Consider the following 18,328-nt stretch of genomic DNA (forward strand, 5'->3'; position numbering starts at 1 on the left):
CCCCCCGCGACGCGTGGTCGCTCCAGCCTTTCCGGATCGCGCAAGAGAACGTGGGGGGAACGAAAAAATATGCCCCCAAAATATGTCGCACCGCCAAAATCGCGCCGGCCGCTGAATCTGAGCATGGACACCATCCGCACCCTCGCGCTAGCCAGGAGAGGCGCGCCGCGAACGGCCGCGACAGTCGAAATCCCAACCGGAGGGCCGCGCATGTCCCATTGGACCGATGACCGAGATACGAAGGTCGGCGCCATCCTCGAAGGCCTGAACACGCTGACCGAGCTCGACCACCTGTCGAAAGAGATTAAGCAGCTCGCGGCGGAGATGGTGCTGAGCGCCTTGTCCAACGCGGGCTTCATCATCCGGCGAATGGACGATGGCGCCTGACGCGGTGAGCAGGATCGAGAGGCCGGGCGCAACATGCCGTGCTCGCTCCGGCCCCATGGCCGGCGGTGGAATGCCGCCGCAGGCCTAGAAAGGCAGGTTGAACCCCGGGGGCAGCGGCAGGCCGCTCTTCATCTTGGCCATTTCCTCGGACGAGGCGGCATCGGCCTTGGTGCGCGCATCGTTGAAGGCGGCGGCGATGAGATCCTCGAGCATCTGCTTCTCGGTCGGGGCGAGGAGCGATTCGTCGACCTCGACGCCGATCACGCGGCCCTTGGCGGTCGCGCGGACCTTCACCAGCCCGCCGCCCGAGGCGCCTTCGACCTCGATCTTATCGAGCGCGGCCTGCGCCTCGCCCATCTGCTTCTGGATGTTTTCCGCCGCTTCCTGCGCGGCGCGCATCATCTTTTCGAGGTCCATGTCATGCGCTCCTGATATCGCCGGGCGTGTAGTCGATCAGCTCCGCGCCTGGGAAGGCCTCCATCGCCGCGCGCACGATCGGTGTGGCCAAAATCGCGTCGCGCGCCGCGCTTTCGACCGCGCGCTCCTGATCGAGCAGCGGCAGTTCGGCCGGGCCGTCCTCGCTCGTCACGGTCCAGGTGACGCCGGTCAGCGCCTTGAGCGCGGCGCCAAGATCGCGCGCAAAGTCGCTCGGCAGCGGCTTGGCCGGGCGATAGGCGATCTCGGGCGGGGCATAGCGCTGGAGCCCGACGAAATCGTGGAGCTGCTGCGCAAGCTGATGCCGGCCGCCATTGGTAAGCAGATCGACAAGCGCGCGGAAATCGACGGGCAATGGTGGCGCGGCCTGCGGCGCAGGCGCGCTCTGCTGTGCGGCAGGCGCAGCCGGCGCGGCGCCCGACAGGCGCTCGGCGAGCGCGCCGGGATCGGGCAGGCCGCTGGCGTGGATGACGCGCAGCACCGCCATTTCGGCGGCCTCCAGCGGCAGGGCGGCGCGCGCCGTTTCGTCATGTCCCTTCAGCAGCAACTGCCAGAGCCGGTGGAGCGCGGTGAAGCTCATCCGGCTCGCCCAGTCTGCATAGGCCTCGCGCTCCTCGCCCGACTGCGCGGGATCCTCGCCTCCACCGACGCGCGCGACGGTGATGCCGTGGACGATCTCGAGCAGCGCGCGGAGCACCGCCACTGGCTCGACGCCCAGATCATGCTGCGCGCGCAGCGCGGCGAGCGCGCCGGGCGCGTCGCCTTCGAGCACCTGCCCGAGCAGCCGGCGGATCGCCCCGCGATCGGACAGCCCCAGCATCTCGCGCACCTGCAGCGCGGTCACGCCGCCGCTGCCTTCCATATCGGCGTGGGCGATCGCCTGATCGAGGATCGACAGCCCGTCGCGCGCAGACCCTTCGGCCGCGCGCGCGATCATCGCCAGCGCCTCGGGCTCGGCCTTCACGCCCTCGGCCTCGACGACCGTGCCGAAATGCCGGGCGAGCATCTCCGCCGGGATGCGCCTCAGGTCGAAACGCTGGCAGCGCGACAGCACGGTCACCGGCACCTTGTTCACCTCGGTGGTGGCGAACAGGAACTTCACATGCGGCGGCGGCTCCTCAAGCGTCTTCAGCAGCGCGTTGAACGCGTTCTTCGACAGCATGTGGACTTCGTCGATGATGTACACTTTGTAGCGCGCCGAGACGGCGGCATAGCGCACGGCCTCGATGATCTCGCGCACGTCGTCGACGCCGGTATGGCTGGCGGCGTCCATCTCGACCACGTCGATATGCCGCCCTTCGGCGATCGCGACGCAAGGCTCGCACACGCCGCACGGATCGATCGTCGGCCCGCCCTGCCCGTCCGGCCCGATGCAGTTGAGCGCCTTGGCGATCAGCCGCGCGGTCGACGTCTTGCCGACACCGCGGACGCCGGTGAGCAGGAAGGCGTGCGCCAGCCGGTCGCGCTTGATCGCGTTGCCCAGCGTCTGGACCATCGCGTCCTGCCCGATCAGCGCCGAAAATGTCTGCGGACGATATTTGCGCGCGAGCACGCGATAGGGTTGGGAATCAGCCATGACGATGCACAGTAGCTCGCCCGGCGCGCGCTGTCGAAGCGATGCGCATGGTTTGCGCGATGCTGTCAAACATGGTAAATCCCGTCGAAATATCTGACAAAAAACGGTCGCAACAGCCTAACGGATCCCAGCGAAGCACGGGATTCGGCCGTTGGTCGGCATCTTGCTGCCAGCGGAATGTTCGTTCCAAGGGGTAGAGTGATGCTCAAAAAAACTTTGTTTGCACTGGCCATGACCACGGCCATCACGTCGCCGGCCTTCGCCGCGACCAACCTGCTCGTCAACGGCAGCTTCGAGGATGGCTTCAACGGCTGGACCGTTGGCGGCACCACCGATTATCCGCCGTCGGTCATCGATTATAACTCCAGCGCGGGCTACCCGACGGGCGCCTTTGGCGAGCCAGTGGGGCCGGACAACGCCGTCGGCAATCCCGGCCTCGACGCCGTGGGCGGCCATGCCGCCTATTTCGTGTCGGACATCGCCAATCCGCAGACGCTGACCCAGACGGTCACGCTGCAGGCGGGCGTCACCTACACGTTCGGCTTCGATGTCTACAAGCCCGCCAACGGCAACGCGAACCCCAATGGCGCGGCGTTCAGCGCCTCGCTCAACGGCGTCGAGTTCGCCAGCTTCACGGCAAGCGAGCTGCCGGTGCAGACCTGGCAGCATTATTTCGCGACGACGAGCTTCGCGGCGCCCGCGACCGGCGACTTCACCTTCAGCTTCACCAGCAATGGCTTTCCGGCGAAGGATTTCGTAATCGACCGCGTCTATCTCTCGGCGCTGCCGGTTCCCGAGCCGACGACCTGGGCGATGCTCATCGCGGGCTTCGGCCTTGTCGGCGGCGCGATGCGCACCCGCCGCCGCGCGGGCTACACGCTGGCCTGACCGTTCAAAGCGCCCCCGCCCGACATGGCCGGGCGGGGGCGTTCGGTCTCAAACCTTTGCGCTGAACGGCGTGAAGTCCGTCCCGTCATCGAAGATGTCGACGCCCTCGCGCCGCTTGAGGAAGCCGACGACGACATAGGTGACGGGAGTCAGCACGACTTCCCACAGCACCTTGAGCGCCCAGTTGGTCACCATCACGGTCAGCACCTGCCCGGTGCTCCACACGCCGAGAAAGGCGATCGGATAGAAGATCGCGCTGTCGACCGCCTGGCCGAATATCGTCGAGCCGATCGTCCGCGTCCACAGCATCCGGCCTCCGGTCCAGATCTTCATCCGCGCCAGCACATAGCTGTTGACGAACTCGCCCGCCCAGAAAGCGGTGATCGAGGCGAGCACGATGCGCCAGACCTGCCCGAACACCTGCTCATAGGCGGCCTGCCCGTCCCACCCGGCGGCAGGCGGCAGCGCAACCACCACCCAGCTCATCACCGCCATGAAGATCAGCCCCGCGAACCCCGCCCAGATGCAGCGGCGCGCGCGGGCATAGCCATAGACCTCGGTCAGCACGTCGCCGATCACATAGGAGACGGGGAAGAACAGGATTCCGGCCCCGAACACGAAGCCGCCGATGCTTGCCGGCTTGGCCGCGCCAATGACGTTCGACAGCAGCAGGATGACGACGAAGGCCGCCATGACGAAATCGAAATAGCGGAAATGCCGGCCGGCGATCGCGCCGGCGCTGACATGGTGGCTGGCGGGCACGGCCGCGGCGTCGTTGATCATGGGCGCAAAGACTATCCTTGTTTCGCCCGCGCGCAATCCGGGCTATGCGCGTGCGCGACGCGCCCGTAGCTCAGTTGGATAGAGCACGAGCCTTCTAAGCTTGGGGCCGCAGGTTCGAATCCTGCCGGGCGCGCCAATATCTTTCTTGCCTCAATCGCCGGCGCGGACATCCGTCCGCTTGGCTATCCTCGCATAAGCTCGGGCGGCCGGTCGGCCTTGCGAACCCGGACGGGTTCGAAGTCGCTCCTGCCGGGCGCGCCATCCCTCGGTCCGATCAGTTGCCCTGCTCGCGCGCGAGGCGGCGGGCTTCCTTTTCCTGACGTTTGCGTTCCTTGGCGTCGCGCTTTTCCTGCTTGCGCATCGCCCGGCCGCGATTGCGATCGGCTTCTTCCTGGCTGGTCGTCATCCAGTCGGCGGTCTTGCCGACCGCGCGGACCGGTAGCGTCGCGACATTGGCGGCGGTGCGCACGACGCAACCCGACAGGAGCAGCGCGGCAAGCGGAAGCAGGACAAGGATACGCATCCCCGCCTCCTAGCCGCACCGCGCCTCACCCGCCAGCCATGGTCCGGCGAAGCGCCTTCAATCCGCGAAGAGCAGAACCGGCGTCTCGAGATATTTCTTCACCAGCTGGACGAAGCTCGCCGCGTCCCAGCCGTCGACCACGCGGTGATCGCAGGAAATGGACAGATTCATCAGCTTGGCGCGAATGATGTCGTCGCCCCGGAAGACCGGGCGCTCGACGATCTTGTTCGGCCCGATGATCGCGACCTCCGGGCGGTTGATCACCGGCGTCGTCGCGATGCCGCCGAGCGGCCCGAGCGAGGTGACCGTCAGCGTCGAGCCCGAAAGCTCGTCGGACTTCGCCTTGCCGGTGCGCGCAGCATCGGCGAGGCGGCCGATCTCGCCGGCGAGTTGCCAGACATTCTTCGCCTGCGCGTCGCGGATGACCGGAACCATCAGCCCGGCGTCGGTCTGCGTCGCCATGCCCAGATGCACGGCACCGTGCCGCGTCACCACGCCCGCCTCGTCGTCGTAGCGCGCGTTTATCATCGGAAATTCGGGCAGCGCCTTGCAGATCGCGACGATCAGCAGCGGCAGCATGGTCAGCTTGGGCCGGTTGCCGCGATTGGCGTTCAGGTCGCCGCGCATATCCTCCAGATCGGTCACGTCGATCTCGTCGACATAAGTGAAGTGCGGGATATGGCGCTTCGACGCGGCCATGTTCTCGGCGATGCGGCGACGCATGCCGATGACCTTCACTGCCTCGTCGGCGCGCGCTGCGCCTGCGGGGCGGAAGCCCTGGCCGGTATTGTAGGTGAGATAGGCGTCGAGATCGGCGTGACGGATGCGGCCGCCCTCGCCCTTCACCTGCGCCAGATTGATTCCCAGCGCGCGGGCTCGATCGCGCACGGCGGGCGAAGCAAGCACACGCTCCGCAGCATGAGCCGGCGGCGCTGCGGCAGGTTCGGGCGCAGGCGCCGGAGCGGGCTGGGGCGTCTCCGCCGCCTCGACCGGGGCCGGCGCAACCTCGACGACCACGACTTCGACGTCCTCGGCAGGCGCTTCGACGGCGGCAGGCTCGTCGACATCGCCCTCGACCTCGATGACGGCAAGCGCGGAGCCGATGGCGACGACATCGCCGACCTCGCCCGCAATCTCGACGACGACGCCGGCAACGGGCGATTCCATCTCGACCGTCGCCTTGTCGGTCATCATGTCGGCGAGCTTGCCGTCTTCCTCGATGCGGTCGCCGGGCTTAACGTGCCAGTGGACGATTTCGGCCTCGGCGATACCTTCGCCGATGTCGGGCAGGCGGAATGTGTAGCGGGCCATTCAAACTCTCTCCCGTTCATCCCGAGCGAAGTCGAGGGACATGGGGGGCAGGACAAACGTGTCGCGACGACGCTCGACACGAACGGCGATAGGGACGATCCGCATCGCGATCAGTCCTTCAGGATCTTCTTGAGCGCCTCGCCGATGCGGACGGGGCCGGGGAAATAGGCCCATTCGAGGCTGTGGGGATAAGGCGTGTCGTAACCGGTGACGCGCTCGATCGGCGCTTCGAGATGGTAGAAGCAGCGCTCCTGCACCTGCGCGGACAGTTCCGCGCCGAAACCGCCGGTGCGCGTTGCTTCATGGACGATCATGCAGCGCCCGGTCTTCTTCACCGATGCCTCGATCGCGTCGATGTCGAGCGGCACCAGCGTGCGCAGGTCGATCACCTCGGCATCGACGCCCTGCTCGGCGACCACGCCCTGCACGACATGCACCATCGTGCCATAGGCGAGGATCGTCACCGCCTCGCCCTCGCGCACGACCTTCGCCTTGCCGAGATCGATGCGGTAATAGCCCTCGGGCACTTCCGACGAGTCATGCTTGGCCCAGGGCGTGACCGGGCGGTCATAATGGCCGTCGAACGGGCCGTTGTAGATGCGCTTCGGCTCGAAGAAGATCACCGGATCATTGTCCTCGATCGCGGCGATCAGCAGCCCCTTCGCGTCGTAAGGCGTCGAGGGAATGACGGTCTTCAGGCCCGAGACATGGGTGAAGATGCCCTCGGGGCTCTGGCTGTGCGTCTGGCCGCCGAAGATCCCGCCGCCGAAGGGCGACCGCACCGTCATCGGCGCGGTGAACTCGCCCGCCGAGCGATAGCGCAGCCGCGCCGCTTCCGACACGAGCTGGTCGAGCGCGGGATAGATATAGTCGGCGAACTGGATCTCCGGCACCGGCCGCAACCCATAGGCGCCCATGCCCACCGCGACGCCGATGATGCCGCATTCGCTGATCGGCGTGTCGAACACGCGCGTCTTGCCATATTTCTTCTGCAGCCCCGCCGTCGCGCGGAAGACGCCGCCGAAATAGCCGACATCCTCGCCCATCACGACGACGTCGGGGTCGCGTTCCATCATCACGTCCATGGCGCTGTTGATCGCCTGGATCATGTTCATCCGGGTCACGCCGGTGGTTTCCTCGGCCGCGTCGCTCATTCGCCTGTCTCCAGCCCCGCGGCGCGGGCTTCGTCGAACATCTGCTGGCGCTGCTCGCGCAGGTGCGGGGGCAGTTCCTCGAACACGCCCTCGAACATCGTCGCCATCGGGTGGTGCAGGCCGTGGCCGAGCACGCCGTTCTTCTCGGCCTCGCGCGCGGCGGCCTTCACTTGCTCGGCAAGTTCCAGGTCCATCGCGGCGTGGCGCTCCTCGTCCCATTCGCCAAGCGCGATCAGGTGATCCTTGAGCCGCGCGATCGGGTCACCGAGCGGCCAGATCCGCGCTTCCTGCGCCGATCGATATTGCGAGGGATCGTCGGAGGTCGAATGACCCTCGGCGCGGTAGGTGAAATGCTCGATCAGCGTCGGCCCCTGATTGGTCCGCGCGCGCTCGGCCGCCCATTCGGTCGCGGCATAGACCGCCAGCGCGTCATTGCCGTCGACGCGCACCCCTGCGATGCCATAACCGATCGCGCGCGCCGCGAAGGTCGTCGCCTCGGCGCCCGCAAAGCCCGAAAAGCTGCTGATCGCCCACTGGTTGTTGACGACGTTCATGATCACCGGCGCGCGATAGACGCTGGCGAAGGTGCAGGCCGAATGGAAATCACCCTCGGCGGTCGATCCCTCGCCACACCACGTCGCGGCGATGCGCGTGTCGCCCTTGGCCGCGCTCGCCATCGCCCAGCCCACGGCCTGCGGATATTGCGTCGCGAGATTGCCCGAAATGGAGAAGAAGCCCTTCTCCTTCACCGAATACATGATCGGCAGCTGCTTGCCTTGCAGCCGGTCGCCCTTGTTCGAGTAGATCTGGTTCATCATGTCGACCAGCGACCAGTCGCGCGCGAGGAGCAGGCCCTGCTGGCGATAGGAAGGGAAGCACATGTCGTCGGTCGCCAGCGCGAAGGCCGCGGCGACCGCGACCGCCTCCTCGCCCGTCGACTTCATGTAGAAGCTCGTCTTGCCCTGGCGCTGCGCGCGATACATGCGCTCGTCGAAGGCGCGGGTCAGCGCCATGGCGCGCAGCATGGCGCGCATCCGGTCAGGCGATAGGCGCGGGTTCCACGCACCGCCCGCTGTGCCGTCGAGGTCGAGCACGCGGACGAGGTCATATGCGAGTTCGTGGAAGCTGTCGGCGGGCGCATTGGGTGCCGGACGCGTGGCCGCGTCGACGGTCGGAATGGAAAAGTCAGCGAAATCAGCATCATCGCCCGGGCGGAATCGCGGCTCGGGGACGTGCAGGCTGAGCGGCTTCAGGTTCGTGCGAAGGGAATCGTCAGACATTCTCACTCCAGGACACCCGATGCCGGATCGATTCATGCCGCTCCGGACTCGGCGCCGAACGTTGTTATAAAATTACAACGCCCGTTTCCAGTCCCCTTTATCGCGCCGACCGTCCACCCCGCTTGACGAGCACGGAAAGCGCCGCTCACATGGCGCGGGAGTCTGATCCACTGAAGTGGAAGCGGCACCGGCCCACTCCCCCGCCCGCCCCCCACAGCATATCGTGGATGGGAGGCCGGGCGGGGGAGTGGGCCGGCGCCGCACCTGATCCAGCTCTGCTGGATCAGACTCTAAAACGACAAGAGAGGATGCCCCTGATATGACGCTGAACGTCGCCGGCCGCACGGCCTATAGCGAAGAGCATGAGGCCTTCCGCCAGAGCGTGCGGAGCTTCCTGCAGAAGGAAGCCGTGCCCCACGTCCAGCGCTGGGACGAGCAGGGGATCGTCGACAAGTCGATCTGGCCCAAGGGCGGCGAGGTGGGCATGCTCTGCCCTACCGTTCCCGAGGAATATGGCGGGCTCGGTCTCGATTTCGGCTATAACGCGGTGGTCGACGAGGAAGTCGCCTATGCCGGCGCACCGCTCGGCTTCTCGCTCCAGTCCGACATCGTCGTGAACTATATCGTCAAATATGGCTCCGAGGAGCAGAAGCGCCACTGGCTGCCCAGGATGGTCTCGGGCGAAGTCGTCACCGCCATCGCGATGACCGAGCCGGGGACCGGCTCCGACCTGCAGGGCATCCGCACCACCGCGAGGAAGGACGGCAACCATTATGTCGTCAACGGTTCCAAGACCTACATCACCAACGGCCAGAATGCCGACCTGATCCTCGTCTGCGCCAAGACCGACACCGAGGTGCAGCCCGCGTGGAAGGGCGTGTCGATCATCCTCGTCGAGGCCGACCGCGAAGGCTTCAAGCGCGGGCGCAACCTCGACAAGATCGGCATGGACGCCGCCGACACGTCAGAACTCTTCTTCGAGGATGTCCGCGTGCCGATCACCAACTGCCTCGGCGAAGAGGGCAAGGGCTTCATCTACCTGATGAGCGAGCTGCCGCAGGAACGCCTGTCGATCGCCGTCTCCGCGCAGGCCTCGGCGCAGCGCGCCTATGACGACACCGTCGCCTTCGTGAAGGATCGCAAGGCGTTCGGGAAGACGGTGTTCGATTTCCAGAATACCCGCTTCACCCTCGCCGATCTCAAGAGCAAGCTGCAGGTCGGCTGGGCGCATCTCGACTGGGCGCTGAAGCGCCACTACGCGCGCGAACTGACCCCGGAGGAAGGCGCCGCCGCCAAGCTGTGGCACACCGAGCTGCAGTGGGAAGTGATGGACAAATGCCTGCAGCTCCACGGCGGCGCGGGCTATATGAACGAATATCCCATCGCCCGCGCCTGGCGCGGCGCCCGCGTCACCCGCATCTTCGGCGGCACCAACGAGATCATGAAGGAACTGATCGGCCGCTCGCTCTAGCGGCGCCCTCCGTCATTGCGAGCGCAGCGAAGCAATCCAGAGATGCCGAACATCGCCCTGGATTGCTTCGCTGCGCTCGCAATGACGCAAACAACAGGCCCTCAGTTCAACCCGCGCTTGAAGTGGATCACGCGGTCGTAGCGCTTCATCACCAGATCCTCGCCCTCGATCGCGACGGGCTGGGATTTGAAATCGGCCTTGCCGACGTCGTTCGCCTCGAAATGGAAGATGAGCCGGTGGCCGCCGGGCTTCATGGCGAAGGGCGCATAGGGAATGGTATAGACGGGCAGATCGGGCACGATCGTCTCGACGATCTTGCCGGGATCGATCGGCACGCGCCCATCCTCGTCGGCCTCGATATATTTGATCGCCGTCTCGCCCTGATATTTGACCGCGAGCGTCAGGCTGAAATCGCCGAGCGCGTCGGGCTCGTCGAGCGAGGCATAATAGGCGCCGCCGGCCGCCGGCTCGTCCTTCACCAGCTTGAAGCGCGGCGGCACGACGACCGGCTCGGTGGTTAGCAATATCTGCCCGTCCTTCTCCACCCAGCGCCCCTGCGCCTGCTCGTCGAGCGCGCCATAGCTGAGGCCGAAGCGGAACTTGCCGTCCGCCTTGAGGTCGAGCCCCGCGACCAGCTCAGGCTCGGTCGCATTGTAGAGCCCCGCGCGCGGCGACGGCGCGGCAGTAGCGGCCGTCGCGCACAGAAGCGCGATCGACGCCCCCAAAGTGAAAGGCTTCATCCTCACCGCCCCTTGAACAACCCGCCAAGCACGCCGCGGATCAGCCCGCCGACGATTCCGCCGCTGCTGCTGCGCGACGACGTGCCGAACACCGCCTTGCTGACTTCGTTCGCCACCTGACGGCCGATCGCCGAACTGGCCGATCGCGTCGCCGATGTGACTGCCTTGTTCCAGGGATTGTTGGCGGCGTCGCGTTCGGCCTGGCGCTGCGCCTGCTGGGCCTGGCGATCGGCGGCGATGCGCGCGCGTTCGGCTTCCTTGGCGGCGCGGGCATCTTCCTTCGCCTGCTGCGCGGCGGCCTTGTCGGCCGCATCCTTCGCCTGCGCCTCGGCAGCGGCGGCGGCGGCCTCCTGCGATTTGGCGGCGAGCAGTTCCTCGGCCGATTCGCGATTGACCAGCGTGTCGTACTTCGCGCCGATCGCGTCGGTCTGGATCATCACCTTGCGCTCGTCGGGGGTCAGCGGCCCCACGCGCGAGCAGGGCGGCTTGATCAGCGTGCGTTCGACCGGCGAGGGCGCGCCGTCGGGCTGGAGCAGCGAGACCAGCGCCTCACCCACCTTCAGCTCGGTGATGACCGTCGCGACATCGACGCCCGGATTGGCGCGGAAGGTCTGCGCCGCGGCCGACACCGCCTTCTGATCGCGCGGCGTGAAGGCGTTGAGCTTGTGCTGCACGCGATTGCCGAGCTGCCCTGCCACCGTCTCGGGAATATCGATCGGGTTCTGGGTGATGAAATAGACGCCGACGCCCTTGGAGCGGATCAGCCGCACCACCTGCTCGATCTTCTCGAGCAATGCCTTGGGCGCATTGTCGAACAGCAGATGCGCCTCGTCGAAGAAGAAGGTCAGCACCGGCTTGTCGGGATCGCCGACCTCGGGAAGATGCTCGAACAGTTCGGACAGCAGCCAGAGCAGGAAGGTCGAATAGAGCTTGGGGCTCGCCATCAGCTTGTCGGCGGCAAGGATGTTGACGATCCCCCTGCCCTTGTCGTCGCGCTGGATGAAATCGGCCATGGCGAGCGCCGGCTCGCCGAAGAAATGATCGCCGCCCTGCGACCGGAGCTGGAGCAGCGCGCGCTGGATCGTGCCGATGCTCTGCTTGGAAACATTGCCGTAAGTCGTCGTCAGCTCGTCCGCGCGTTCGGCGCAGTGGACGAGCATCGACTGGAGATCGTCGAGGTCGAGGAGGAGAAGCCCGTCCTTGTCGGCGACGGTGAAGGCGATGGTCAGCACGCCTTCCTGCACTTCGTTCAGGTCCATCAGCCGCGACAGCAGCAGCGGCCCCATTTCCGAAACGGTGGTGCGGATCGGATGCCCCTGTTCGCCGAACAGGTCCCAGAACTGCACCGGATTGTCGGCATAGGCCCAGTCGGCATAGCCGATCTCGGCGGCGCGCGCGGCGAAGATCTCGTGCGTCTTGGCGGTGGCCGATCCCGCCATGGCGAGACCGGAAAGATCGCCCTTCACGTCGGCGACGAACACGGGGACGCCGGCCTGCGAAAATCCCTCGACGATCCCCTGCAGCGTCACGGTCTTGCCCGTGCCGGTCGCGCCCGCGATCAGTCCGTGGCGATTGGCGCGCTTGTAGTTGAGGATCTGGGGCTTGCCGCCGCCACTGCCGATGAAGATCCCGGTCTCGTCCGCCACGCGATTCTCCCCAACACCAAACTTCGGGGAGCTTAGTAGCGCCGTTCGTCGCCCGGTGAAATCGTCATTGCGAGCGCAGCGAAGCAATCCAGAAATGCCCTGACCGCTCTGGATTGCTTCGCTGCGCTCGCAATGACGTGTGTCGGCGGCGTCTGGGAATCTCGGAACCCGCGCATCCCGCCCGCGCGGAAAGCCCCTTCGTCAGCCGACGAAGGCGCGCTCGATCACATAGTCGCCGGGCTTGGCGTTGGATCCTTCCTCGAGGCCGAGGCCATCGAAGCGCTCGCCCAGTTCCTTGATCATCGCCATGCTGCCGCACATCATCACGCGGTCATGCTCGGGATCGATCGCGTTCGGCCCCAGCGTGTCGGTGCTGAACAGGTGGCCGTTGTCGATCAGCGCGCCGATGCGGCCGCTGGTGTGGAACGGCTCGCGCGTGACCGTGGGAATGTAGGAGAAGCGGGTCAGCGCCTCGTCCTGCACCAGCGGATCGCCGGCAAGCTGGCTTTCCAGCTCCTCGCGATAGGCGAGGTCGCTCACCCGGCGCACCGAGTGGACGAGGATGATCCGTTCGAACCGGTCGTAGATTTCGGGGTCGCGGACGATGCTGAGGAAGGGCGCGAGGCCCGTGCCCGTCGCGAGCAGGAAGAGGCGCTTGCCGGGGCGCAGCGCGTCGGCGACCAGCGTCCCCGTCGGCTTGCGGCCGAGGAACAGTTCGTCACCGACCTTGATCTGCTGGAGGCGCGAGGTCAGCGGGCCGTCCGGCACCTTGATCGAGAGGAATTCGAGCTCCTCGGCATAGGCCGGGCTGGCGAGCGAATAGGCGCGCAGCAGCGGGCGCGCCTCGCCCGGCAGGCCGAGCATGACGAACTCGCCCGAACGGAAGCGGAAACTTGCCGGGCGCGTGATCGTGAAGCTGAAGAGGTGCTCGTTCCAGTGACGGACATTGGTCACCGTCTCGACGGTGAGCGCCGCCGACGGCGCGAGGCGTTCCGCTTCGTTCAGCCGGTCGCTCATGCCAGGGTCTCCCGATCAGCGCCCCAAGCCGCAACGTCGTTGAACACCGCAGAAACCTCCTCAATCATCCGGGCAGGATCACAAGCCTGCCGCCCTCGCCTCCCAAATGGGCAAAGGCAAGTGAATAAGCTGCAACGCAGCATGAGATCATTGAAAGCGGCCTGTCACGCCGCGCGATCGGCCGCGCCATCGCACAAGTCCGGTAAAATGCCAAGAGTTTCCTGCAAATGATAACTATTCGCAGATCAATCCAGCCTATCGCCGGACATGGTCATGGGTGGGAGCCGGAACGACCCGACACGAAATCGTTGCGGCTGCTTCCTTCCGGATCTGACCGGGTTGGCGACGGCATCGTCCGCCCGACTCCCGCGCGCCATATGGCCGCTCGCGCGCCGAAGCGCAAGGTTGGGCGGGTTGGCCTGGCACATGCGCAGGCGCCCGTCCTTTCGATGCCGCCCCGCGCCCGCCAACATCGTCCCATTCCGGCACGCTGCCATTTGATGTCGCGCTTTTACAATCCCGGCCTCGCGCGATCGGTTATCGCCTCCCTGTCCTGAGTTTAGCGAGACCCACCCGCAGGCGCGGCCGCCACAGCGGCGGTCGCGTCCGCGACGCTCACCGTCCCTGCATGTTCCGGCTTTCCGCCGGCATGCGGACGGTGAGCGCACCCATCGCGTCGTCGAGCCAGATCTGGCAGGCGAGCCGGCTCGTCCGCGTCGCGCCCGCCGCGAGATCGAGCATATCCTCCTCCATCTCGGTCGCCGGCTCCAGCCGCGCGAAATCCTCGCGATCGACGATGACATGGCAGGTCGAACAGGCCATCTGGCCTTCGCATGTCCCTTCCAGCGGCTGGCCGTCGGCCTGCGCGACGTCGAGCAGCCGGTCGCCCGCCGCCGCCGTCACCTCGCTCACCGATTGTCCGTCGGCGCTGACGAAACGCACGCGGATCATGCCATCACCCGCAATTGCCGTTCCGCTGCCGCAACGATCAGGTCGAGCGCCTCGGCAAGCTCCGCTTCGCGCGTATAGCGCCCGAAGCCCAGCCTGATGCTTTCGCGCGCCGCACGATCGTCGAGCCCGATCGCCTTCAGCACGTGGCTCGGCCGCCCCGATCCGCTCGCGCAAGCCGATCCCGCCGAAAAGGCGACGCCGCGCACCTCCGAAATCAGCCGCGCCGCATCGATCCCCGCCAGCCGCACGTTGATGTTACCGTGATAACGTAGCAGGAAATCGCCGTTGAGCGTCCACCCCGCCAGCCGCGCGCGCGCCGCCGTCCACAGCGCCTCGACATGCGCATGATCCTCGTCCCGCCGCTCCGCCGCCAGCTTCGCCGCCGCGCCGAAGCCTGCGCACAAGGCGGGCGACAGCGTGCCGGAGCGCAGCCCGCCTTCCTGCCCGCCGCCATGCATGACCGGCTCGATCGCGACGCCGTCGCGCACCCACAGTGCGCCGACGCCCTTGGGGCCATGGATCTTGTGCGCCGATAGAGCGACCAGATCGGCATCGGGCACGTCGATCCGCCCGAAGCCCTGCACCGCATCGCAGAGGAAAACCGCGCCCGCCGCCCTCGCCAGCGCGGCGAGTTCGGCGACCGGCTGGATCACCCCGATCTCGTTATTGACCAGCATCGCCGCGACGATCGCGGTGCGTTCGTCGATCAGCGCGCGCGCCGCGTCGAGATCGACCAGCCCGGCCGCATCGACGCCGAGCAAGGTCACGTCGAAGCCCTGCCGCCCCAGCCATTCGACGCTGTCGAGCACCGCGGCATGCTCGGTCGCGATCGTGACGATCCGCCGCCGTTCGCGCGGCGCGGCGAAGGCGACGCCCTTCAGTGCGAGATTGATCGCCTCGGTCGCCCCGCCGGTGAAGACCAACCTCCCCCCGGGCAACCCCAGCGCCGCGTCGATCGCATCGCGCGCAACCTCGACCGCCGCCCTGGCCGCGCGACCCATGCGGTGGGGCGAATGGGGATTGCCGAATCCGTCGCGCAGCCAGGGCTCCATCGCCGCGATCGCCTCGGGCGCCATCGGGGTCGTCGCCTGATAATCGAGATAGATGGGCGCACTCATGCCGCGCGCGACCGCGCATCGGCGGCGATGCGCTGCCATTGTTCGAGGAAGCGATAGACGTCGGCACGCGACGTATCGGGGCCGAAACTCACCCGGATCACCTCGCTCGCCTCCTTCTCGTCCCAGCCCATCGCCGCGAGGACATGGCTGGGCTTGAGCGTTCCCGACGAACAGGCGCTGCCGGCCGAAACGGCGATGCCGGCGAGATCGAACTGGATGAGCTGCGCCGAGGCCGCGACGCCCGGCATACGATAGGAAGCGATAGCCGGCGATCGTTCGCTGCGCTTGGCGATCACCTGCCCGCCCGCCGCCTCGATCGCGCCGTCGAGATGCGCGCGCAGGTCCGCCGCACGCCCGATCCAGCCGCGCCCGGCCTCGAGCGCCGCCGCCATCGCGAGCGCGCCGGGCAAATTCTCGGTCCCCGCGCGATAGCCCTTCTCCTGCCCACCGGTGGCGCGGAGCATCGCGAGATCCTTGACGAGCAGCGCGCCCACACCCGGCGGCGCACCGAACTTGTGCCCGGAGATCGAGATGAGATCGGCGTCGGGCAGCGCCTGCTTGCCCGCCGACTGCGCGCAGTCGGCGAAAATCACCCCGCCCGCGCCGCGAACGACCGGCGCCAGCGCCGCCAGCGGCTGGATCACCCCCGTCTCGTTGTTGACCGACTGGATCGCGACGAGCGGGTTGCGCGCGCCCAGCGCGCCCAGCCGCCCGACAAGCGCGTCGCGCGCCACCGTGCCGTCCGCCTGCACGGGCAGGAAGAAGGCGCCCGGGACGACGCGGTGCACCGCGTCATGCTCGACGCCCGAGACGAAGACCGCATCATTTTCCACGCGCGTCAGCGCGATCGCGATCGCCTCGCTCGCCCCGCTGGTCAGGATCAGCTCGCCGTCCCAGCCGAGTGCGGCCTTGATCCGCTGGCGCGCATCCTCGAGCGCCGCGCGCGCCGCGCGCCCCTCGCCATGCGGCGACGAGGGATTGGCCCAGCGCGCCAGTCCGTCGAGAAAAGCATCGCGCGCCGCGGCGATCACGGGAGTCGTCGCGGCATGATCGAGATAAAGGCGCTTGGCCAAGGCTGCTCCGAAAGATTGCGAATTGGCGACCCACAATTATATAGGCTTCATCTTCCGCGCCACCCGCGCGGCCCGTTAACTTTATTATTCAGCAGGTGAGATGCCCGAAGTCATCATTCCCGGCCCCGAGGGTCGCCTCGAGGGACGCTTCAGCCCCCCGCCGCGCCCGCGCGCGCCGGTTGCGCTGATCCTTCACCCGCACCCGTCGAGCGGCACGATGAACAACCACATCGTCCAGTCGCTTTACCAGACCTTCGTCAAGCGCGGCTTCGCGACCTTGCGCTTCAATTTCCGGGGCGTCGGCAAGAGCCAGGGCACGTTCGACAACGGCGTCGGCGAGCTTTCGGACGCGGCCGCCGCGCTCGACTGGGTGCAGAGCTTCCATCCCGAAGCGCAGCAGACCTGGATCGCCGGCTACAGCTTCGGCGCGTGGATCGGCATGCAGCTGCTGATGCGCCGCCCTGAAGTGCGCGGCTTCATTTCGGTCGCGCCGCCTGCGAACATGTACGACTTCACCTTCCTCGCGCCCTGCCCTTCCTCGGGAATCATCATCCAGGGCGACGCGGACGAAGTGGTCACGCCGTCTGCGACGCAGAAGCTGGTCGATAAGCTGCGCACCCAGCGCCATATCACCATCCATCATGACGTGATCCCGCGCGCCAACCATTTCTTCGAGCATGAGATGCCCGATCTGATGAAGAGCGTGGACAATTATCTCGACATGCGGCTCGACCCGAACTGCCCGATCAAATGAGCGATCGGGGGCCGTGTATCTGCGGCTCCGCCTTCCCCTCCCCGTCATTGCGAGGAGGCAAAGCCGACGAAGCATCCAGTGCGATGTCGAAAATCCCTGGATTGCTTCGGCCTGCGGCCTCGCAATGACGGGATAATGCCCGACCATTTTCACCGCCGGCAGGGCCTGCCCTCATATTCCTGCCGGTTGAACACATAAGCCTTGCCGTTGAAGCGCAGGACCGGGAAGCAGAAGCCCGGACCGCCAATCTCGATATCCGGCCAGCCGCCGACGCCTTTGGTCTTCAGGAAACTGGCGATGCCCGTGCTTTCCGCGCCCGGCACCTTTACCCACTGGCCGTTCGCCTGCCGCGACACCAGCACGAAGCCGTTGCCGGTATTGCCGTAGCAGAACAGCCCGCCCTGATTGACCACGGCTTCCAGCCGACCGTCGCCGTTGAGATCGCCGGCGATCTCGATGCTTGCCGGCTCCTTATTGGGATCATCGGCGCACAGCGACCAGCCGCCGGCGATCCGCGTCGCGCCGGCTGCGCGGAAGATCGCATCGCCCTCGGCCGCAGTCATCTTGCCACCGGCGGCGGGCGGCGACGGGGCCGGTTCGGGCGCAGGAGGTGGCGGTGCGGGGCGCGGCGCTGGCCGCATTCCTGCCTGCGGGGCAGGCGCAGGCCGCGCCGGCGCAGCGACACCGCCGCACGGCCCTGACGGCGCATAGCGCGTCCCGTCATAAGCGTAAGGGCGGCTGCACGTACCCTGCGTCACGATCATGTCGAGCCAGCCGCGCGTGCGCGAAGCCTGCGCGCTGATCCGTCCGACGCCGCTAATCGTCTGGCGCCAGCTCTTTCCGTCTTTGGTCAGCACCGCGAAATAGCTGCCCGCGCCTTTGTAGCATTCGGCGTTGTTGTCGATGACGAGCGCCTCGGGCTGCCCGTCGCCGCTGATGTCGACGAAGGTGATGTTGGGGTTGGCCGGCCGGCCACAGGCGTTGGTCGGCTGATCGGCGCGGATCGGGAAACCGGCGGCGCCGTAAAGCTGAGCCGCCTCGCTGCGCGTCATCGCGGGCGGCGCAGCGGCCAGCGGCGAAGTTGCGGCCAGCAGCGCGATTGGAACCAGTCTGTTCACGACACCCCCCATGGCAACGGACAAGTCACTGTAACTTGCCCGTTCACCATGAACAGGGGATGAGTGGGAAAGCCTGAAAGAACGTCGGCCCGCTGCCCCGCCC

18 protein-coding genes, 1 tRNA gene and 1 other RNA gene are annotated in these 18,328 nt (G+C 66.8%); 5 read left to right on the forward strand and 15 right to left on the reverse strand.

Features of this window, described 5'->3' with window-relative positions:
* The first annotated feature begins 123 nt into the window (after positions 1-123).
* Positions 124-387 (forward strand): hypothetical protein, encoded by a 264-nt coding sequence (locus AC3WT0_RS04155; protein ID WP_492751705.1) that lies wholly within the window; start codon positions 124-126, stop codon positions 385-387.
* Positions 388-471: 84 nt separating this feature from the next.
* On the opposite strand, the gene AC3WT0_RS04160 is transcribed toward AC3WT0_RS04155, so the two are convergent.
* Together AC3WT0_RS04160 and AC3WT0_RS04165 are read right to left on the reverse strand one after the other, a co-directional pair.
* Positions 472-804 carry a YbaB/EbfC family nucleoid-associated protein gene (locus tag AC3WT0_RS04160; RefSeq protein WP_492751706.1) on the reverse strand — a complete coding sequence of 111 codons (333 nt, stop codon included), beginning with the start codon at positions 802-804 and terminating at the stop codon, positions 472-474.
* A 1-nt stretch (position 805) separates the two neighbouring features.
* Positions 806-2,398 (reverse strand): DNA polymerase III subunit gamma/tau, encoded by a 1,593-nt coding sequence (locus AC3WT0_RS04165; RefSeq protein ID WP_492751708.1) that lies wholly within the window; start codon positions 2,396-2,398, stop codon positions 806-808.
* 231 nt (positions 2,399-2,629) lie between these two features.
* Between AC3WT0_RS04165 and AC3WT0_RS04170 the strand changes: the two genes are divergently transcribed.
* On the forward strand, positions 2,630-3,286 hold the full coding sequence (locus tag AC3WT0_RS04170; RefSeq protein WP_492751710.1) for a PEPxxWA-CTERM sorting domain-containing protein: 657 nt from the start codon (positions 2,630-2,632) through the stop codon (positions 3,284-3,286).
* Positions 3,287-3,334: 48 nt separating this feature from the next.
* Here AC3WT0_RS04170 and AC3WT0_RS04175 read toward each other — a convergent pair whose 3' ends face one another.
* Positions 3,335-4,069 (reverse strand): queuosine precursor transporter, encoded by a 735-nt coding sequence (locus AC3WT0_RS04175; protein WP_492751712.1) that lies wholly within the window; start codon positions 4,067-4,069, stop codon positions 3,335-3,337.
* 59 nt (positions 4,070-4,128) lie between these two features.
* Here AC3WT0_RS04175 and AC3WT0_RS04180 point away from each other — a divergent pair.
* Positions 4,129-4,205, forward strand: a tRNA-Arg gene (locus AC3WT0_RS04180).
* A gap of 138 nt (positions 4,206-4,343) precedes the next feature.
* On the opposite strand, the gene AC3WT0_RS04185 is transcribed toward AC3WT0_RS04180, so the two are convergent.
* The 4 genes from AC3WT0_RS04185 to AC3WT0_RS04200 form a co-directional block, all read right to left on the reverse strand.
* On the reverse strand, positions 4,344-4,592 hold the full coding sequence (locus AC3WT0_RS04185; protein ID WP_492751714.1) for a hypothetical protein: 249 nt from the start codon (positions 4,590-4,592) through the stop codon (positions 4,344-4,346).
* A gap of 57 nt (positions 4,593-4,649) precedes the next feature.
* A complete protein-coding gene (locus AC3WT0_RS04190; RefSeq protein ID WP_492751716.1) occupies positions 4,650-5,903 on the reverse strand; it encodes a dihydrolipoamide acetyltransferase family protein in 1,254 nt (417 codons plus the stop codon).
* Between the two features lie 110 nt (positions 5,904-6,013).
* Positions 6,014-7,018 (reverse strand): alpha-ketoacid dehydrogenase subunit beta, encoded by a 1,005-nt coding sequence (locus AC3WT0_RS04195; RefSeq protein WP_492751858.1) that lies wholly within the window; start codon positions 7,016-7,018, stop codon positions 6,014-6,016.
* Positions 7,019-7,053: 35 nt separating this feature from the next.
* Entirely contained in the window at positions 7,054-8,337 is a 1,284-nt protein-coding gene (locus tag AC3WT0_RS04200; RefSeq protein WP_492751718.1) for a thiamine pyrophosphate-dependent enzyme, read from the reverse strand.
* A gap of 319 nt (positions 8,338-8,656) precedes the next feature.
* On the opposite strand from AC3WT0_RS04200, the gene AC3WT0_RS04205 reads away from it, so the two are divergent.
* Positions 8,657-9,808, forward strand: coding sequence for an acyl-CoA dehydrogenase family protein (locus AC3WT0_RS04205; protein WP_492751719.1), 1,152 nt, complete (start codon positions 8,657-8,659; stop codon positions 9,806-9,808).
* A 101-nt stretch (positions 9,809-9,909) separates the two neighbouring features.
* On the opposite strand, the gene AC3WT0_RS04210 is transcribed toward AC3WT0_RS04205, so the two are convergent.
* The 7 genes from AC3WT0_RS04210 to AC3WT0_RS04240 form a co-directional block, all read right to left on the reverse strand.
* The gene (locus AC3WT0_RS04210) at positions 9,910-10,548 is read right to left on the reverse strand and encodes a hypothetical protein (RefSeq protein ID WP_492751720.1); all 639 of its coding nucleotides are present in this window, start codon (positions 10,546-10,548) and stop codon (positions 9,910-9,912) included.
* Positions 10,549-10,550: 2 nt separating this feature from the next.
* A complete protein-coding gene (locus AC3WT0_RS04215; RefSeq protein WP_492751721.1) occupies positions 10,551-12,194 on the reverse strand; it encodes a helicase HerA-like domain-containing protein in 1,644 nt (547 codons plus the stop codon).
* Positions 12,195-12,395: 201 nt separating this feature from the next.
* Complete coding sequence (locus tag AC3WT0_RS04220; protein WP_492751722.1) at positions 12,396-13,211, reverse strand: ferredoxin--NADP reductase; 816 nt, start codon at positions 13,209-13,211, stop codon at positions 12,396-12,398.
* Between the two features lie 273 nt (positions 13,212-13,484).
* Positions 13,485-13,582, reverse strand: an RNA gene (gene ffs, locus AC3WT0_RS04225) — signal recognition particle sRNA small type.
* A 244-nt stretch (positions 13,583-13,826) separates the two neighbouring features.
* Positions 13,827-14,162: a 2Fe-2S iron-sulfur cluster-binding protein gene (locus tag AC3WT0_RS04230; protein WP_492751724.1), complete on the reverse strand. Its 336-nt coding sequence runs from the start codon at positions 14,160-14,162 to the stop codon at positions 13,827-13,829.
* Positions 14,159-15,280 carry a cysteine desulfurase family protein gene (locus AC3WT0_RS04235; protein ID WP_492751725.1) on the reverse strand — a complete coding sequence of 374 codons (1,122 nt, stop codon included), beginning with the start codon at positions 15,278-15,280 and terminating at the stop codon, positions 14,159-14,161. Before AC3WT0_RS04235 ends, AC3WT0_RS04230 begins: the two co-directional genes overlap by 4 nt.
* Entirely contained in the window at positions 15,277-16,353 is a 1,077-nt protein-coding gene (locus AC3WT0_RS04240) for a cysteine desulfurase family protein (protein WP_492751726.1), read from the reverse strand. Before AC3WT0_RS04240 ends, AC3WT0_RS04235 begins: the two co-directional genes overlap by 4 nt.
* 100 nt (positions 16,354-16,453) lie before the next feature.
* Here AC3WT0_RS04240 and AC3WT0_RS04245 point away from each other — a divergent pair, with 100 nt between their 5' ends.
* The gene (locus AC3WT0_RS04245) at positions 16,454-17,107 is read left to right on the forward strand and encodes an alpha/beta hydrolase (RefSeq protein ID WP_492751728.1); all 654 of its coding nucleotides are present in this window, start codon (positions 16,454-16,456) and stop codon (positions 17,105-17,107) included.
* 149 nt (positions 17,108-17,256) lie between these two features.
* Here the strand turns inward: AC3WT0_RS04245 and AC3WT0_RS04250 are convergent, their stop codons facing one another.
* A complete protein-coding gene (locus AC3WT0_RS04250) occupies positions 17,257-18,225 on the reverse strand; it encodes a hypothetical protein (RefSeq protein ID WP_492751729.1) in 969 nt (322 codons plus the stop codon).
* Positions 18,226-18,328 lie beyond the last annotated feature (103 nt).

The sequence above is a fragment of the Sphingomonas sp. EU05-FHT14C10 genome (genome assembly GCF_058790595.1).